This window comes from Micromonospora sp. WMMD1120 (genome assembly GCF_029626235.1).
Lineage (GTDB): Bacteria > Actinomycetota > Actinomycetes > Mycobacteriales > Micromonosporaceae > Micromonospora.
In genome coordinates this window covers 3,645,266-3,662,327 of record NZ_JARUBO010000005.1, presented here as the reverse complement: position 1 = coordinate 3,662,327, position 17,062 = coordinate 3,645,266, and the positions used below count along the sequence as shown (strand labels likewise).

The following is a 17,062-nucleotide window of genomic DNA, read 5'->3' as shown; positions in this document are numbered from 1 at the left end:
GCCCACCGGCGACCAACCGTCAGATCGTGTGCGGGTCGATCACGCGGACGATGAAGCGGCGTTCCCGCAGCGTCTGCACCGTCGGGTGGTCCTGGCCGATCACGTCGGCCAGGCGGTCCGCCACCGTGCTGACGTCGTCGGCCGGGGCGCCGTCGGCGGCCCGGCGCAACACCAGGGCGAGGTCGCCGAGGCAGCGCAGCGTGTCCGGGTGGTCGGCGCCGATCACCGTGGCCAGCCGGCCGGCGGTCTCCCGCAGCCGGTCCCGCGCCGTCTCCCAGTCGCCCTCCTCGGCGGTGCACACCGCGTGGTTCACCTCGGCGGCGAGGGTGTGCGGATGGTCGGGACCCAGCACCTTGCGCAGGTCACCGACCGCCCTGGCGGCGGACTGGCGGGCGTCCGAACCGCGCCCGAGGGCACGCTGCGCTGCGGAGATGTTGCTGATCGTCGCCAGGGTGAGCGGATGCTCCGGTCCGAGTCGCAACTCCGTCTCGTACGCCTGGCCGACGGCGGTCATCTCGGTCAGCGCCCGACCCGCGTCACCGACGGCCAGCAGGTTCGCCGCACGGCTCGACCGGCACGCGACGGTGTCCGGGTTGTCCGGGCCGAAGAGCTCGTCGAACTTGCGGTAGGCCGCGTCGAACAGCGGCGCCGCCTCGGTCCCCCGGCCGGCGCTGCGCAGGGACACCGCCAGGTTGACCTGGGCGCTGAGGCTTCTGGCGTCGTCCGGACCGAGCACCTCGCAGTACGACTCGTAGACGGTGCGCAGCAGGGTCGCCGACCTCTCGTACTCGCCGGCCTCCCGCAGGTCGCTGCCCAGGCGGAGCGCCGAGACCAGGGTGTACGGGTCGGTGGGCCCGAGGACCACCCGTCGCCGCTGGTGCACCTCGTCGTCCCACCGGCGGGCCGACCGGTAGTCGCCGACCAACCGGTACGAGACCGCGAGGTTGTTGGCCGCGCTCAACGTACGGGGGTGGTCCTCGCCGAACACCTGCAGCCAGGAGGCGTAGGTGGACCGGTCCCGCTCCAGGGCCTCGGCGTAGCGACCGAGCGCCCGCAGGTCACCACCGAGGCTACCGGCGGTCATCAGGCTGTGCGGGTGCAGCGGACCCAGCAGCCGCCGTTGCTCGGCCAACACCGCCTCGTCCAGGTCCCGCGCCTCGTCGAACCGACCCAGGCTGCGCAGGATGTTGGCCCGGTTGAACCGCAGGTGCAGCAACTGCCGGCTCAACGGCGTCGCCTCGGTCTGCTCCCGGACGTCGCCGAGCCGGGCGGACCAGGTCTCGTCCACCTCGTGGCTGAACTCGTCGGCCTGGTCCAGGCCGCCCCGCTGCCAGAGGTAGCGGACCCGGTCGATCAGCAGCTGGCACACCGCCTCGTCCGGACAGCTGACCGCCTCGGAGACCTCCAGGTGCGGCCAGAGCATCCGCAACCGGTCCCAGGTGTTCGGGTCGTCCACCTCGCCACGGGGCCGGGAGGCGGCCAGCACCAGGTGCACCTGGTGCCGGGCGGCGCTGATCTCGTCGTCGGTCATCCGGTCCCGGACCACCGCCTGCAACAGCCGGTGCACCTGGATCCGACCGCCCTGCACGTCGAGTTTGAGCAGCGCCAGCCGGTTGATCTGCTGGACCAGGGCGCCGCGCACGAGCCGCTCCGACACCGACGGGTCGAACGGCGTGAGGGCCGCCGCCATCTCGTCGCTGTAGACCAGATCGAGGGCGATCTCGGGGGCCAGCACCGAGCAGAGCTGCAACAGCCGGTACGCGGCGGGCGCCTGCTCCAGCAACCGGTTTAGCGACAGGTCCCAGGTGGCCTCCACGGAGAGGGCGCTGGGGCCGTGCCTGTCGATCTGCCGAAGGTAGTCGCCCACCGGCGTGCCGGTGTCGGCGAGCCACGCGCCCGCCGCGGCCACCGCGATCGGCAGGTCGCCGAGCGCCTCGGCCACCTGGTCGGCCTCCTCGGCGCTGATCGTCGGCACCCGCTGGGCGAGGTGCGCGACGCTCTCCGTCCGGGCGAAGACATCCACCTGGATCGGGTTCGCCCGGTCACCCCAGGCCCGGTTGCGGGACGTCAGCAGCACGTGGCCCGGCCCCTGGGGCAGGAACGGCTCGATCTGGTCCAGCTCCTCGGCGTTGTCCAGCACGACGAGCCACCGCTCGTACGGCTCGCCCCGACTGAGCACCTGGAGCACCGACCGGACGGTGTCCGGCAGGGTGGGCCCGGCCAGGACCCCGAGGCGACTCGCGAGGTCGGCCAGGGCGGTGTCGACGAACTGCGGCGGGTCGGCCACGATCCACCAGACCACGTCGTACGCGGCCTTGAACCGGTGCACGTACTCCAGCGCCACCTGCGTCTTACCCACGCCGCCCATGCCCTGCAGGGCGACCGGCAGCACCACCGCGCTGCCACCGCTCTGCAACTGCGTGCGCAGCCGGGCCAGGTCGTCCTCGCGGCCGGTGAAGCGCGCGTTCCGGTTCGGGGCGTTGAAGATCAGCGGCTCGGTGCCGGGATAGCGGGTGGAGCCGGCCACCGGACCGTCCGCCGACGAGGGCACCGGCCGGCCCACCAGTCGCAACACCCGCTCCACAGCGGTCGCGGCGCTCACGTTGACCAGGTTGGTGGAACTCTGCGACGGGAACTCCGCGAGCGGTCGCAGGTCGGCTACGTACACCGCGAGGGCGGTGGACCCGGTGCTGGTGTCGCGGGCCGGCAGGCCGCCGGACGGCGTCGCCACGTAGGCCGGCGAGACCACCGTCAGCGTGCGCGGGGCCGGTGTGCCGGCGGACCCGACGGCGGCGGTGGGCTCCACCACCCGCAGCCCGGCAGAGCTGAGCACCCGCTCCAGCCACTCGGCCCAGATGGCGTCCTCCGGGGCGTACCGGAGGACGATCTGGTCGTCGACGGCCTCGGTGCGCCGCCGGAACCGCGCCTTGCCCCGCTCCCGCACCGACTCGTCCATCACCGGCAGCGCTGTCACCGCCCCGTCGGTGAGGATCCCGGTCAGGGTCTCGAACGCGGCCAGCAGCGACGTCGGCGAACCGGGCGGGTCACCGAACGTCGCCAGGGTCTCCTCGTACGCGTAGAACGGGCGGTACGGGACCTCGACAGCCGCCCAGTACCGCCGTCGCTCCGCCTCGGTCATGCCGGCCGGCAACCCGGCGAACCGGCGCATGGCCAGCAGCCGGCCCGCCTCGGCCCGCTCCTTCTCGGCCTGGTCCACGCGCATCGGCACCGGCAGCACCCGGATGTCGCGCCGCCGGTAGCGGTCCCGGACCGAGTGCGCCACCCGGGCCGCGCCGTCGATGCCCTGGTCGCTGAGCGTGAAGCAGTCGACGAGCGTGTCCGGTAGGTGCAGGGTGCAGATGTCGGCGACGTCGCTCAACCCCGTCCGGCTGTCGATCAGGGTGAAGTCGTACTGCCGCTTCATGTCCGCCCGCAGCGCCTCGAAGAACTGCGCCCCGCCCAGCCGGTTGTAGAAGTTGTCCCAGTCCAGCCCGCTCACCGAGACCGCGTAGTCGCTGTTCTGCCGGCCGGCGGAGAGGAAGTCGAGGCCGCCGCCCTCCGGAAAGTTCCAGCGCAGGGAGAACGCGTGCCGCCCGACCCGGGCGTACTGCTCCATCCAGCGGTCCGGTCGCTCGTCGACCCGGGTCGTCTCCCACTCGTAGTCACGGATCATGTCGATCACGCCGCTGGTGCCTTGGATGGCCTCGGCGTCGAGGAACGGGTGGAAGAAGCGGTGCAGGCCGGGGGACTCCAGGTCCCAGTCCGCGACCAGCACCCGCCGGCCGCTGGCCGCCAGGATCCAGGCCACGTTGGCCAGCGCCATCGTCCGGCCCGTCCCACCCTTGAACGAGTAGAAGGTGACGACCTGACCTTCACGATCGTTGTTCATCGGTTTTCTCCGTGTGGACGCGGTGAGCCCGGATCATCAGGCGGGGACGCGGTGTCGAGGGAGCCGGTGGCGCCCAGGCCGTCCCGCAGGCTCGGCACCGGCTCCGGCGGTGGTTCGAAGGGGACGACCGGGCCGTACTTGAGGAACTGGCGGCGGGCCTCGGTGACCAGCGCCGGCATCAGGTCAACGAACTCCGGCACGTTGCAGGCGCGCTTGACCTGGGGCAGACCGACATCGTGCAGCAGCTGGGTGACCTCGGTGGCCCATTCGGTCGCGTCCTGGCTGTCGTCGTCGTCGGTGACCACCAGCGGCACGACCCACTCCCGCAGGCCGGCCAGCATCCGGGCGAGGGTCGCGGTCCCGTCCGGTGTCGCCGCGATCCACGGGTCGACGAGCAGCACCGCCGGCCGGCGTGCGAGCAGATCGGCGGCGTGCGCGAAGTCCTCCGTGCGGGCCACCAGCCCGAGCCGCTCGGCGGTGCTGGCCGCGTACTCGGCAGCGGGCAGCTCCTGGCGTCGCCCGTACGGCCGCCAGCGCCGGCCGCTGGTCGCATAGGCGGCGGGGTCGCGGCTGGTCGGCAGGTGGTCGCGGGTCGGGGCCAGGACGGCGACGACGAAGTCCGGGTCGGTGGACGCCGGGCGGACGACCTCGTCGAGGCCCGGCGCCCGGGACGGGCCCATCGGCCGGCGCTCGGCGGTGTGCACGATCCGGCTCGCCAGGCGGCGCAGCAACAGCTCGTAGCGGTCCCGGTAGGAGGCCAGCATGCAGAACGCGCGCAGGCCGTCGGCGGCGTACTCCGGGACGTCCCGGCCCAGGTCCAGGGCGCCGTCCAGCTCCGGGTGGGTCTCCCACGGAGGGAACGGGATCCACAGCACCGGGGTGAGGTGACCCGCGGTGACCCGGGCCGGCCCCGCGGCGGCCAGCCGGGCCCGGAACGACTCCTGCTCGCCGAGCGCCCACGGACGGCTGAAGTAGCCGGGCGAGTAGAGCGGGACGAACACCTCGGCGTCACCGAGCGCCTCGGCGAGGGCGGCCTTCCAGTCGGCGCCCAGCGGGATGTGCTGGTCGAAGAAGCCGATCCGCATCCCCGCCACCGGTCGCGCCTGACGTCGCACCTCGTCGGTCAGGTCGGCGAAGAACTGACCGACCCACACGTCGGCGTCGGCCCGAGCGCCCGGCGGCGGCGCCGAGTGGGCGTAGCTCAGGAAGAAGTACGTCCCGCGCGTCGCCGGCCGGCCACGACCCCCCGGCGGGCTCACGCCGGCTCCTCGGTGAACCGGTTGCGCAGCTCCTCCATGTTCGCCGGCACCCAGGGCTCGACCAGGTACGACCGGTGGATGGCCACGATCCGCTGGGCGAGTCGCCAGACCACCGCCCGGTACGCGTTCTCCCACTGCATGGTCAACAAGCCGTAGACCCCGTCCCGCTGGTAGTGCACCGCGATGTCCGGATCCGGCATCGCGGTCGGGGAGAATCGCTGGATGTCGCGGAGCACCCGGGGCAGCACGGTGCCGTTCGTCGGCGACCAGGTGACCGGCACGATCGCCGTCTCGTGCACCGAGGCGGAGCTGTGCCGGGGGACGATGCGCCGGCGGGAGAACGCGTCCCACTCCCGACCACACCAGTCGCTGCCGATCAGCGCGCTGGACACCAGCGGCACGAAGACCTGACAGGTGCCGGCGGCCTGGAGCAGCTCCGGGCTCCAGCGCTCGCCGCCCGCGATCGAGGTGTCCAGGAAGCCGGCGTCCACTCCGGTCACCGGGCCGACCAACTCGCTCACGTGAACGGAGAGGTCCTCGAAGAATCGGGAGACGTACTCGGCGGGCTTGCCGGTGGCGCGGCCGACCGGGGCCCGGGAATAGCTGACGAAGAAGAGCGGGGCACGCGTCGCGGAGGGTGCGTCCACTGTGGTCACGACTGCCCCTCCGCCCTCCCCACGCGGCCGGAACATCAGCGTAGTCCGTGCGTCAACGTCGCGCCGCCAACCGGTTTGTCGTGAACCAGTCAACGGCGAAGTCCACAGCGGCCCGCGCCGGCAGCAGCCGGGCGTCGGCGCGCCCGACCCGACCCCGGCGCACGATCGGCGTGTCGTCGAGCGCGGCCCCCACCATCGGAAAGTCGCTGTCGTCCAGGTCGAGGGCGCGGAAGTCCAGCGCCACCCGGCGCCCGGCGACCAGCCGGAAGCAGCGGTAGTCCCGCTCGGGCGGAGGCACCGGCAGCCGGTATTCCGCCAGGTGCAGGGCGCTGCACGCCTCATAGCCGAGGCCGAGCAGCAGGACCTGCCCGTCGGCCGCGTAGAGGGCGCCCATCGGTGAGCGTTCGCCGAGGTGACAGTGGAGGTCATGGTCGTCGGTGAGCTGCCGGGCCCGGGGGCCGAGCGCGGCGAACGAGGTCTGGGGATGGTCGCTGCGCACCGCGCCGGGGGCGGACCGGACGTACTCGGCGAGCGCACCCATCCGCTGCGACGGGGTGGTCCGGCGGTCCCAGCCGGGCAGCGTCGCCTCGTACCGCTCCCGTTGCGCCCGGTCCATCCCGGCGGTGGCGGCCAGGTGCGCCCGGGAGGTCGTCGAGTTGCCGTCGGTGTGGGTGGGCACCAGCAGCGTGCCGGCCGGACCGAGGACGTCGCGCAGGGCGCCGGCGAGGGTCGCGGGGCCGTGGTCCAGCGGACCGACCCGACGCAGGCCGCAGTGCACCACGAGGCACGCGCCCGGGCGTACGCCCAGGGCCCGCAGGTCGTCGGCGAGGCGGGATCGGCCCAGCCTGGGCGGGGACGACTCATCCGGACCCGACACAGGTCTCCTCCAGGGCCCGACGCAGCTGGCCGACGAATCGCTCGCCGGGCTCGGTTAGCGAGCGGCTGGCGAGTAACGCGTCGGCGCCGTCCCGGGTCCAGGCCAGGAAACGGGCGGCGTGCGCCGGGGCCTCGGTGTCGTCGACCATCGCCCGGGACTGCCAGACCTGGGTGACCGCCAGGTGGGCGTAGACGCCCTGGAGCACCCCCTCCGGAGGTCGGGGGTCGGGGCGCCAGGGCACCCGGATCAGGGCGTCCCGCCCCGGCTCGACGAGGTCGAACAGGTCCAGCACGGCGCCCAGCTTCGCGTGCTGCCACTCGTGCACGAGCAGCACCGCCATCGTCGCCGGGTCGAGGGCCGGAGTGATGGAGACCGCGCCGAACGCGTGCCGCGCCGTCGCGCTGCGCAGCGGCCGCGCCGGGTCGTGAGCCAACGGCACGGCCGCCCGCAGACCGCCGTCGAGCGTCGCCGCGTGCGCCGGCACGTCACGCCGCACGACACGCAGGGCCTCGGCCAGGGTACGGCCGAACGCCAGCGCCGCGGCAGGCGTGAGGCGCGACGACACCGTCTCGCCGTAGCAGTCCCGGTACGGATCGCCGTCCTCGATGAGCAGCCGCCCACCGGGCACCGGCACGTCCCGCGTCGGTGACCAGCCGGCCGACGGCGACGCCAGCGGGTCGAGTGGGATCGTCCGCTCGGCGGACCCGCTGCCCAGCCGGATCTCGTCCGGCCGCACTGTCACCTCGACGGTCGGCAGCGGGGCGGGCAACGCGACGGTGCCCAGCGTGGGCAACGCGACCACCCCGGCCCGCGTCGGGACCCGCACCGTCGCCGGGACGCCGGCCCGCGCGGCCGCGGCGACGGCGAGGGCCGGCAGCGGATCGACGGTCGCGTCGGCGCCGGACGAGGTCGACCGGTCGAGGTGCCACACCAGCGCCGGCCGGACGAAGGGATGCTCCAGCACCGCCCGGACGATCTCGGGCGCCGCCTGCTCGACAGCGACGAGCAGCTCCCAGGCGGCGCTGGGGCCGGACCGGTCCCGGCAGGCGCCCAGCAGCGCCCGGGTGATGGAGAGCTGGGTGGCGGCGAGCAGGGCGAGCGTGGACGGCGAGCCGGGCCCGGTGGCGAGGTCGTCGAGCAACGCCTCGACGGGCGCGGACCCGGCGTCGACCGGCGCGGCGCTGACGCGGGCCGGTGGCGGGCGGGAGTCCACGATGTCGATCAGACGGAGCAGGTCGGGGCAGTACACCGAGGGATTGTCGAAGCCGGTGCCGGCGCGCCAGCGGTGCGCGTACAGACCGCCGCCGCACCTGTCGACCACCGGGCAGGCCCGGCAGGTCGCGCAGAGCCCCGCCGCACCGTCCTGCCGGACCGCGACGCCGGGGTGCCGGGCAACCTCGTCCACCGAATGGCCGAACACGTCGAGCCCGGTGTCGGCCGCGCCGTGGTAGGCGGTCTTCAGTGAGTCGGCCTGCTCCCAACTGCCGTCCGCCTCGATGACCAGCAGGTCGGCCGGCGCGAGCCCGAACGCCTCGCTGCCACCGCCACCCGGCCGCAGCGCCTCGAACATCCGGATCGAGATCGGGCACCCGTCGTCCGTCCACCGGCGGTGCAGTCGGCTCAGCCAGTCCGCGTACGGCGTGGGCCCGGGGCCGGGGCGGTGCGGCGGGTTGTCCCAGGTGGCGTGGGGCAGGAGCAGATCGACCCGGGGCGGGCTCTCGGCCCGCAGCGCCTCGTAGACCCGGTCGGGGTCGTTACGCACGTCGACGGTGCAGAGGATGCCGGCGTAGCTGGCGCGGTGCTCCGGCCGGCGGAGCAGCGCCAGGGCGCGCCGAACCTGGTCGTAGCTGCTGCCGCCGTGGGCGAAGACCCGGTGCCGGTCGTTGGCGGCCCGGTCGCCGTCGAACGACACCCCGACCCGCACGTCGAACTCGACGAACAGCCGGCACAGCTCCTCGTCCAGCAGCACGCCGTTGGTCTGCATGCGCAGGTCGAGTCGGGTCCACGGGGTGATGGTCGTGCGCAGCTCGGTCAGCACCTCGCGCAGGCCGGCGGCGCCGAGCAGCAGCGGCTCACCGCCGTGCAGCACCACGTGCACGACCGGAAGCCCGTGCGCGCGGGCGTGCTCGGCGACGCGTCGCGCGGCGGCCCGCACCGTGGCCGGCGCCATCCGCACCGGACGACCACGCCAGGTCTGGTCGGCGTGCTGGTAGACGTAGCAGTGGTCGCAGCTCAGGTCACAGCGGCTGTGGACCTTCAGCACGAACTGGCTGATCCGCCGGCACGACCCGCCCACGGCGGACGGATCGCACCGGCAGGCCATCACTCAGATGCACGAGTTGAAGAGGGCCACGGCCACGCTGCCGGAGGGCACGGAATCGTCGGTGACGACGCGTCGGCGCACCGCCTCGACGAGATCGGCGTGCTCGACGACGATCCGTTCCAGCGGGGTGTGCAGGCTACGTGTCAGGTCGTCGAGGACTGGACGGGATGAGCGACTGGGGACATGGTCCACAATGAGTCTCCGGGGGCCCGGGGCGCTGGGAGCGCGAGTGGCGACGATGGCTCGAAAGGCTCTGGTCCGAGACCAGGATAGACAAATATCGACCCAGTGTCACCGTCGGTACCACCGTCGGCACCAAGGGTGGCAGCGGGTCGACGGAGGAGGAGCGCACATGTGCCGGAGCATCAAGACGCTGCGTGAGCCGTTCACGCCGCAGGTGACCGACGCCGACGTCGAGGCGGCGGCGTTGCAGTACGTCCGGAAGATCTCTGGCTTCCGGGCGCCCGCCGCGCACAACGCCGCCGCGTTCGACACCGCTGTCGCCGCCGTGGCCGAGGCGACCCGCACCCTCCTCGACCAGTTGGTGGTGCGAGGCGCGGGCGCCCCGACCACCCGGGCCTGAGGCCCGGGGGTCAGGCCGCGGCGAGCGCCGGCGCGACGGTGTCGGGCGCCCACCGCGAGCGGTGGCACTGCGACCAGCCCCGGCAGCCCGGGTCGCCGAGCGAGCACAGCCGCAGTTTGCTGAGCACCTCGCCGTCGTCGGTGTCCCGCACGTCGAAGTGCACCGGACGCACCGTGCCGTCCGGGGCGACCAGCAGGTGCCGACCCGCGTCGAGCGTGTCGTCCCGCAGCAGGCAGTTGCGGCCGAGCAGTCGGGCGAGCGCGGCGATGCTCGCGTGCTCGGGCAGCCGCTCGGGCACCCCGTAGCAGTCCACCACCGTGGCGAACTCGCCCGGCGCCTCCCAGACGTCGCACACCACCGCGTACGTCGGCAGCCGCGCCGGGTCGGCCGCGGCCAACGGCATCACCACCCGACCGAGCGCCTCGGCCAACGCCGGGTAGACCTCCACGGGTCGAGCGCCGTCGATTCTCCAGTTCCACAGCTCGGTCATTCCGCCTCCTCGCTGCGTTCGTCCCCACCGGCCTCCGGATCGGGCCTTATGAACGATGGTGGGGGGCATTTGACCCCAGCCGGGGGCAAGTTACCGGTCTGTGACCATTCCGGGCAAAATTTCCCTGAGCCGCATTGCTCGGAGTAGCGGGAAGGTGACAGTTTATCGGGTATGGTGCGCCGCTCCGCACCAGCCCCGCGGCGTGTCCCGGCTTCCCGCCCGCCGCCTGCCGGTGGCGTCCGGGCCGGTCTGATGGCCTTCCGTTCGGGCCGCCTCAGCGCAGGACGACCCGATGCTCACCCCGGGGCAGCAGCTCGCCCACCACCGGCGCGCCGGGCACCTCGCCGGCGACCAGCAGGCCGCCCGAGGTCTGCGCGTCGGCGAGCAACAGCCGCTCCGCCTCGCCGGCCGCGCCGAAGTCGGTCCACGGGGTCACCCAGTCCAGGTTGCGCCGGCTTCCGCCGCTGACGAAGCCGTCGCGCACCGCCTCGCGCGCACCCGCCAGCAGAGGCACCCGGGCGACGTCGATGGCCACCGTGAGCTGGCTGGCACGGGCCAGCTTCGAGGCGTGCCCGAGCAGCCCGAAACCGGTCACGTCGGTTCCGCAACGGATGCCGGCCGCGACCGCCGCCCGAGCGGCGTCCCGGTTGAGCGCGCTCATCGACGCGACCGCCTCCGGGAAGCTCTCGCCGGTGGCCTTGTGCCGGGTGTTCAGCACGCCCACCCCGAGCGGTTTCGTCAGCGACAACGGCAGTCCAGCGCGGCCCGCGTCGAGGGTGATCAGCTCCTCCGGCCGGACCGTGCCGGTGACCGCCAGGCCGTACTTCGGGCCGTCGTCGTCCACGCTGTGCCCGCCGGCCAGGTGACAACCGGCCTGCCGGGCCACGTCCTGACCGCCGCGCAGCACCTCCCGGGCCAGCTCCAGCGGCAGCACGTCCCGTGGCCAGCACAGCAGGTTGAGCGCCACCAGCGGGGTGCCGCCCATGGCGTAGACGTCGGAGAGCGCGTTGGCCGCCGCGATCCGCCCCCAGTCGTACGCGTCGTCGACCACCGGGGTGAAGAAGTCGGCGGTGCTGACCACGCCGGTCCGCTCGTCCAGACGCACCACCGCCGCGTCGTCACCGTGGTCCAACCCGACCAGCAGTTCCGCGGTGCCGGTCGCCGGGCCGAGGCCGGCCACCATGATCTCCAACTCACCCGGGGGGATCTTGCAGGCGCAGCCACCGCCTCGGGCGTACTTCGTCAGCCGTACCGGTTCGGTCATTCCCTCATGATCTCGACAACAGGCCACGATCGCCACCGCCGGCCGCCCGCCCGGTGACCGAAATCGGACCCCCGACGACGATCGTGACCGGTGTTACCGCTCCGTGACCCGCTGGGTTGCGTTCTGCCACATCAGGCCGCCTACAGTGGCCGCACCGGGGGTCATCCGACCCCGATCCGGGAGACGACAGGGGACGGTGGACGACGTGACGACGGGCGAACCGCTCATCGTGCTGGACGCGGTCAACAAGTGGTTCGGGCCGCTGCACGTGCTGGACGACGTCTCGCTGTCGGTGGGCCGGGGCGAGGTGGTCGTGGTGATCGGCCCGTCCGGCTCCGGCAAGTCGACGCTGTGCCGCGCGATCAACCGACTGGAGCCGATCAACTCCGGCACCATCACCTTCGACGGCCAGCCTCTGCCGGCCGAGGGCAAGCCCCTCGCCAAGCTGCGCAGCGAGGTGGGCATGGTCTTCCAGTCCTTCAACCTCTTCGCCCACAAGACCATCCTGGAGAACGTCACCCTCGGCCCGATCAAGGTCCGCAAGGAGAAGCCGGCCGCGGCCCGCGAGCGCGGCCTGGCCCTGCTCGACCGGGTGGGCATCGCCAACCAGGCGGACAAGTTCCCGGCCCAGCTCTCCGGCGGTCAGCAGCAGCGGGCGGCCATCGCCCGCGCGCTGGCCATGCAGCCCAAGGCGATGCTCTTCGACGAGCCGACCAGCGCCCTGGACCCGGAGATGGTCGGCGAGGTGCTGGACGTGATGACCTCGCTGGCCAGCGAGGGCATGACGATGGTCGTGGTCACGCACGAGATGGGCTTCGCGCGGCACGCCGCCAACCGGGTCATCTTCATGGCCGACGGCAAGCTGGTCGAGGACGCCTCCCCGGCGGAGTTCTTCGAGAACCCGCGCAGCGACCGGGCGAAGGACTTCCTCTCCAAGATCCTCACGCACTAGGCGTCTGTAGTGGAGCGCGCCGACCACCGGCGGGCTCCGTCGAAGAAGGAGAAGAGTATGCGTATGAAGCGCGTGGCGGCGGTCGCCATGATGGCGTCCCTCGCCCTGTCGGCCGCGGCCTGTGGCAAGGAGGGTGAGCCGACCCCGAGCGCGGGCGGAAACGCCTCCGGGGCCGCCCAGTCCGACACCTGCAAGAGCTCCGGCGCGACCTTCACCCCCAAGACGGATGCGGCCATCGCCGGCAGCCCGACCTTCGACAAGATCAAGGCGGCGGGCAAGGTCTCCATCGGGGTCAAGTTCGACCAGCCGAACCTCGGCTACAAGGACGCCCAGGGCAAGCGGTGCGGCTTCGACATCGAGATCGCCCAGTACGTGGCGAGCACGCTGGGCATCGACCCGGCGAAGATCGAGTACAAGGAGATCGCCTCCGCCAACCGGGAGACCGCGATCAAGGGTGGTGAGGTCGACTACTACGTCGGCACCTACTCGATCACCGACAAGCGCAAGAACGACATCTCCTTCGCCGGCCCGTACTTCGTGGCCGGGCAGGACCTGCTGGTCCGCAAGGACGAGACGTCGATCACCGGCAAGGACACCCTCAAGGGCAAGAAGGTCTGCTCGGCCACCGGCTCGACGCCGATCCAGAAGGTCCGGGACGAGGGTCTGACCGAGCCGGACAACATCGTCGAGTTCAAGACCTACTCGGAGTGCGTCTCGCAGCTGCTCGACAAGAAGGTCGACGCCGTCACCACCGACGACGCCATCCTCAAGGGCTACGCGGCGCAGAGCCCGACCGAGCTGAAGGTCGTCGGCCAGCCGTTCAGCACCGAGAAGTACGGCATCGGCCTGCCGAAGGACGACAAGGCGCTGCGCGACTACGTCAACAACCAGATCGAGGCGGCGTTCGGCAACGGCACCTGGCAGAAGATCTACGACGGCACGCTCGGCCTGTCCGGCTCGGCGGGCACCCCGCCCACCCTCGAGCGGTACTGATCGACAGGCTCGACACGAGTTGTGGCGCCGGGCGGGGCATGGTCCCTGTCCGGCGCCCGTCCGAGGACTGAGAGCGAGGCATGGGCGAGTTCTTCCGGGTACTGACGGACAACGGATCGCTGTTCGTTGAGGGGTTCACCAACACCGTCAAACTTTTCCTGATCGCCGCGGTCGGCAGCCTCGTCCTCGGCACGCTGCTCGGCGCGATGCGGGTCTCCCCCGTACCGGCGCTGCGCGCGTTCGGCGCCACCTACGTCAACCTGGTGCGCAACACCCCGCTGACGCTGGTCTTCGCGTTCCTCGTGTTCGCGGTGCCGAAGCTGGACGTCAACATCGACTACTTCGCCAGCGCCACGATCGCGCTGACCGTCTACACGTCGGCGTTCGTGTGCGAGGTGATCCGCTCCGGCGTCAACACGGTCGCCGCGGGGCAGGCCGAGGCGGCCCGCGCGCTGGGCATGACCTTCGGTCAGGTGCTGACCCTGATCGTGCTGCCGCAGGCACTGCGGGCGATGGTCCCGCCGATGGTGAGCGTGTTCATCGCCATGTTGAAGAACACCACGATCGCCGCCGGTTTCTCGGTGCTGGAGGCCGGCGCGATCCCCGCGTACATGGCCGAGCGGGGCGAGCCGCAGTTCGCCGTCCTGCTCTGGATCACCATCGGCTTCCTGATCCTGATCCTGCCGTTGGTGGCGTTGCAGCGCTTCCTGGAGCGCAAGTGGAGGGTGGCCCGATGAACGAGTTGGCGAACGGAAGGTGGCTGAGGTGAGCCAGGCATCGGTCCTCTACGACCTGCCCGGGCCCCGCGCGAAGCGGCGCAACGCGATCCTGGGCGTGGTCTCCACCGCCGGCATCATCGCGCTGATCGCCTACATCGGCTACAAATTCGCCGACACCGGCCAGTTCGAGGCCCGCAAGTGGGAGCAGTTCCAGTACGCCTCGGTGCAGCGCGAACTGCTCACCGGCCTGTGGGCGACGCTGAAGGCCGCCGGCATCGCCGCGGTGCTGGCGCTGCTCTTCGGCGCGGTGTTCGCCAGCGCCCGGCTGAGCGACAAGTGGATCCTGCGCAGCCCGGCCACCTTCGTGGTCGAGCTGTTCCGGGCGATCCCGCTGCTCATCCTGATCTTCTTCGGCTACTACGTGCCGTTGCAGTACGGCTGGTCGATCGACAAGCTGTGGGCGCTGGTCATCGGGCTGACGCTGTACAACGGCTCGGTGCTCGCGGAGATCTTCCGGGCCGGCATCAACGCGGTGCCGTACGGGCAGAGCGAGGGCGCGTACGCGATCGGCATGCGCAAGAACCAGGTGCTGCGGCTGATCCTGCTGCCGCAGGCGGTGCGGTCGATGCTCCCGGCGATCGTCAGCCAGCTCGTCGTGCTGCTCAAGGACACCGCGCTGGGCTTCATCATCACGTACCCCGAGTTGCTCTTCGTGGGTAAGCAGATCGGCGGCCGGTTGCCGTTCGGGCTGCCGTACGTGCCGACGTACCTGATCGTGGCGGCGATCTACATCGCCATCTGCGGCGCGCTGTCGATCCTCGCCTGGTGGCTGCAGAAGCGGATGGGCCGCAGCCGGCGGTCGGCGGCGCCGGTGCTGCCCGCACAGGACGCCGGCGAGGACGCCGCGCGGATGGTCTGACCGAAAGCGGGAGTGAGCGACGGGCGGGTGGCCAGGCCACCCGCCCGTCGTCCGTTCGTGGGTCAGCGGGCGATCTCGGTGACCCGGGACTCGCGGACCACCGTCACCCGGATCTGACCCGGGTAGGTCAGCTCCTCCTCGATCTGCTTGGCCACGTCGCGGGCCAGCACCGCCGCCCCGATGTCGTCCACGTCGTCCGGCTTGACCATCACCCGGATCTCCCGCCCCGCCTGCATGGCGAAGACCTTGTCCACGCCGAGCTTGCCGGCCGCGATCTCCTCGATCCGCTCCAGCCGCTTGACGTACGCCTCGAGGCTCTCCCGGCGCGCGCCCGGCCGACCACCGGAACAGGCGTCGGAGGCCTGGGTGAGGACGGCCTCGATGGTCTGCGGTGGCACCTCGTTGTGGTGCGCCTCGATGGCGTGCACCACGTCCTCGTGCTCGCCGTACTTGCGGGCCAGGTCCGCGCCGATGATGGCGTGGCTGCCCTCCACCTCGTGGGTGAGCGCCTTGCCGATGTCGTGCAGGAAGGCCGACCGCTTGATGGTGGGCACGTCCAGGCGCAGCTCGGCGGCCATGACGCCGGCGATGTGCGCCGTCTCGACCAGGTGCTTGAGCACGTTCTGCCCGTACGAGGTGCGGTAGCGCAGCCGGCCGAGCAGGGTGACCAGCTCCGGGTGGATCTCGGTGATGCCGACCTCGACCAGGGCGTCCTCGGCGGCCCGCAGGCAGAGCTGCTCCACCTCCTGCCGGGCCAGGTCGAAGACCTCCTCGATGCGGTGCGGGTGGATGCGCCCGTCCAGCACCAGCTTCTCCAGGGTGAGCCGGCCGACCTCCCGCCGGACCGGGTCGAAGCAGGAGAGCAGCACCGCCTCGGGGGTGTCGTCGATGATCAGGTTGACCCCGGTGACCGACTCGAAGGCGCGGATGTTGCGCCCCTCCCGGCCGATGATCCGCCCCTTCATCTCGTCGCCGGGCAGGTGCAGGACGCTGACCACGCTCTCCGCGGTCTGCTCGCTGGCGACCCGCTGGATCGCGTCCACGACGATGTGTCGGGCCCGCTGCTCGGCGGTGTTGCGCGCGTCGGACTCGATGTCCCGCACGAGCAGCGCCGCCTCCCGCTTGGCCTGCGTCTCGATCGCCTCGATCAGCTCCAGGCGCGCGGACTCGGCGGTGAGCCCGGCGACGCGTTCCAACTCCCGGCGGCGCAGCTCCTCCGACTCGGCCAGCTCGGCCTCCCGCTGGGCGAGCGCCGCCTCGCGGGCGGCGAGGGCGGCGCTGGCGGCGGTGAGCTGCCGTTCCCGCTCGGCGAACCGCTCCACCTCCTCGGTGTGCATCCGTTCCCGCTCGTCCATCCGCGCCGCTCGGCGTTCCACCTCGGCGGCCTGCTCGCGGGTGGTGGCCGCGAGCACCGCTACCTCCCGCTCGCCGCTGCGCCGGGCCGCCGTCCGCAGTTGCTCGGCGTCCGCCTCGGCCTGCTTGTGGGCGCGCTCCAGAACGGTGTCCGCCTCGGCGCGGGCGTCGTCGAGCACCCGGCGCGCCTCGGCGCGGGCCGCCTTCGCCTCGGCCTTGGCCGCCGCCGCCTCGGTGCGCGCCGCAGCGGCCGCGGACTTCGCCACGTCGATGGTGCTGTTCGCCTCGTCGGCCGCGCTCCGCAGGGCGGCGAGGGACTGCTCCTGGCGATCCTTCTCGGCGATGAAGGCGGGGTCCTCCGGCGCCGGCGCGGCGCCCATCCGGCGCAGGGTCCGGACGCCGACGAGCACGGCCCCGATCACCACAACGGCGAGGACGAGGACGGCCGCGAGGAGCACGACGTCGAAGGCGTTCATACCGGGACCCCGTCGGGTCCACCGGTGAACCTGTGCCGCCGCCCCGCCATGGCCGCCTCCCCTAACGTCGAGACCGCAGCGACCGTGCCGGGGCACACTCCTGCGGCTGTGGACGCCCGACCGGAGCGGCTGGCCGTGGATAGCTTTCTCCACCGGCGGTGCCCTGGGCACCGTCGGCGGCCGGGTGCAGTTGTCGCAGCGCCCCGGACCGGCCTGTCCGGAGCTGCCGCCAAAGGCCGTGGAGCCGGCCAAAGTGATGCTGTTCTGTTACGCGTTCTATGTTGTGCGCTTAGCCTGCGCTGGTCGGGC

The 17,062-nt window shown here is 72.3% G+C and carries 14 protein-coding genes; 5 read left to right on the top strand and 9 right to left on the bottom strand.

Annotated elements, in window-relative coordinates; all coding sequences use genetic code 11:
- Window positions 1-19: 19 nt before the first annotated feature.
- The 6 genes from fxsT to O7634_RS17210 are packed head-to-tail and all read right to left on the bottom strand — an operon-like array spanning window position 20 to window position 9,196.
- Window positions 20-3,889 (bottom strand): FxSxx-COOH system tetratricopeptide repeat protein, encoded by a 3,870-nt coding sequence (gene fxsT, locus O7634_RS17235; RefSeq protein ID WP_278151142.1) that lies wholly within the window; start codon window positions 3,887-3,889, stop codon window positions 20-22.
- Window positions 3,886-5,148, bottom strand: a complete 1,263-nt coding sequence (locus O7634_RS17230; RefSeq protein WP_278151141.1) for a TIR-like protein FxsC — start codon at window positions 5,146-5,148, stop codon at window positions 3,886-3,888. The genes fxsT and O7634_RS17230 overlap by 4 nt, the downstream gene beginning before the upstream one ends.
- Entirely contained in the window at window positions 5,145-5,804 is a 660-nt protein-coding gene (locus O7634_RS17225) for a TIR-like protein FxsC (RefSeq protein WP_278151140.1), read from the bottom strand. Before O7634_RS17225 ends, O7634_RS17230 begins: the two co-directional genes overlap by 4 nt.
- A 52-nt stretch (window positions 5,805-5,856) precedes the next feature.
- Window positions 5,857-6,681: an AAC(3) family N-acetyltransferase gene (locus O7634_RS17220; protein ID WP_278151139.1), complete on the bottom strand. Its 825-nt coding sequence runs from the start codon at window positions 6,679-6,681 to the stop codon at window positions 5,857-5,859.
- A complete protein-coding gene (locus O7634_RS17215) occupies window positions 6,665-8,977 on the bottom strand; it encodes an FxsB family cyclophane-forming radical SAM/SPASM peptide maturase (protein WP_278151138.1) in 2,313 nt (770 codons plus the stop codon). The genes O7634_RS17220 and O7634_RS17215 overlap by 17 nt, the downstream gene beginning before the upstream one ends.
- 30 nt (window positions 8,978-9,007) lie before the next feature.
- Complete coding sequence (locus O7634_RS17210; protein WP_278151137.1) at window positions 9,008-9,196, bottom strand: hypothetical protein; 189 nt, start codon at window positions 9,194-9,196, stop codon at window positions 9,008-9,010.
- A gap of 160 nt (window positions 9,197-9,356) precedes the next feature.
- On the opposite strand from O7634_RS17210, the gene O7634_RS17205 reads away from it, so the two are divergent.
- Window positions 9,357-9,587 (top strand): DUF2277 family protein, encoded by a 231-nt coding sequence (locus O7634_RS17205; protein ID WP_278151136.1) that lies wholly within the window; start codon window positions 9,357-9,359, stop codon window positions 9,585-9,587.
- A gap of 10 nt (window positions 9,588-9,597) precedes the next feature.
- Here O7634_RS17205 and O7634_RS17200 read toward each other — a convergent pair whose 3' ends face one another.
- Together O7634_RS17200 and selD are read right to left on the bottom strand one after the other, a co-directional pair.
- Window positions 9,598-10,077, bottom strand: a complete 480-nt coding sequence (locus O7634_RS17200; protein ID WP_278151135.1) for a hypothetical protein — start codon at window positions 10,075-10,077, stop codon at window positions 9,598-9,600.
- 274 nt (window positions 10,078-10,351) lie between these two features.
- Window positions 10,352-11,341 carry a selenide, water dikinase SelD gene (selD, locus tag O7634_RS17195; RefSeq protein WP_278151134.1) on the bottom strand — a complete coding sequence of 330 codons (990 nt, stop codon included), beginning with the start codon at window positions 11,339-11,341 and terminating at the stop codon, window positions 10,352-10,354.
- A 196-nt stretch (window positions 11,342-11,537) separates the two neighbouring features.
- Here selD and O7634_RS17190 point away from each other — a divergent pair, with 196 nt between their 5' ends.
- From O7634_RS17190 to O7634_RS17175, 4 genes are all read left to right on the top strand, one after another.
- Complete coding sequence (locus O7634_RS17190) at window positions 11,538-12,293, top strand: amino acid ABC transporter ATP-binding protein (RefSeq protein ID WP_278151133.1); 756 nt, start codon at window positions 11,538-11,540, stop codon at window positions 12,291-12,293.
- A gap of 57 nt (window positions 12,294-12,350) precedes the next feature.
- Window positions 12,351-13,286, top strand: coding sequence for a glutamate ABC transporter substrate-binding protein (locus tag O7634_RS17185; protein ID WP_278151132.1), 936 nt, complete (start codon window positions 12,351-12,353; stop codon window positions 13,284-13,286).
- Between the two features lie 80 nt (window positions 13,287-13,366).
- A complete protein-coding gene (locus O7634_RS17180; RefSeq protein ID WP_278151131.1) occupies window positions 13,367-14,023 on the top strand; it encodes an amino acid ABC transporter permease in 657 nt (218 codons plus the stop codon).
- A 28-nt stretch (window positions 14,024-14,051) separates the two neighbouring features.
- Window positions 14,052-14,924, top strand: coding sequence for an amino acid ABC transporter permease (locus O7634_RS17175; protein ID WP_278151130.1), 873 nt, complete (start codon window positions 14,052-14,054; stop codon window positions 14,922-14,924).
- Window positions 14,925-14,986: 62 nt separating this feature from the next.
- Here the strand turns inward: O7634_RS17175 and rny are convergent, their stop codons facing one another.
- Window positions 14,987-16,753 (bottom strand): ribonuclease Y, encoded by a 1,767-nt coding sequence (gene rny / locus O7634_RS17170; RefSeq protein WP_278151129.1) that lies wholly within the window; start codon window positions 16,751-16,753, stop codon window positions 14,987-14,989.
- Window positions 16,754-17,062 lie beyond the last annotated feature (309 nt).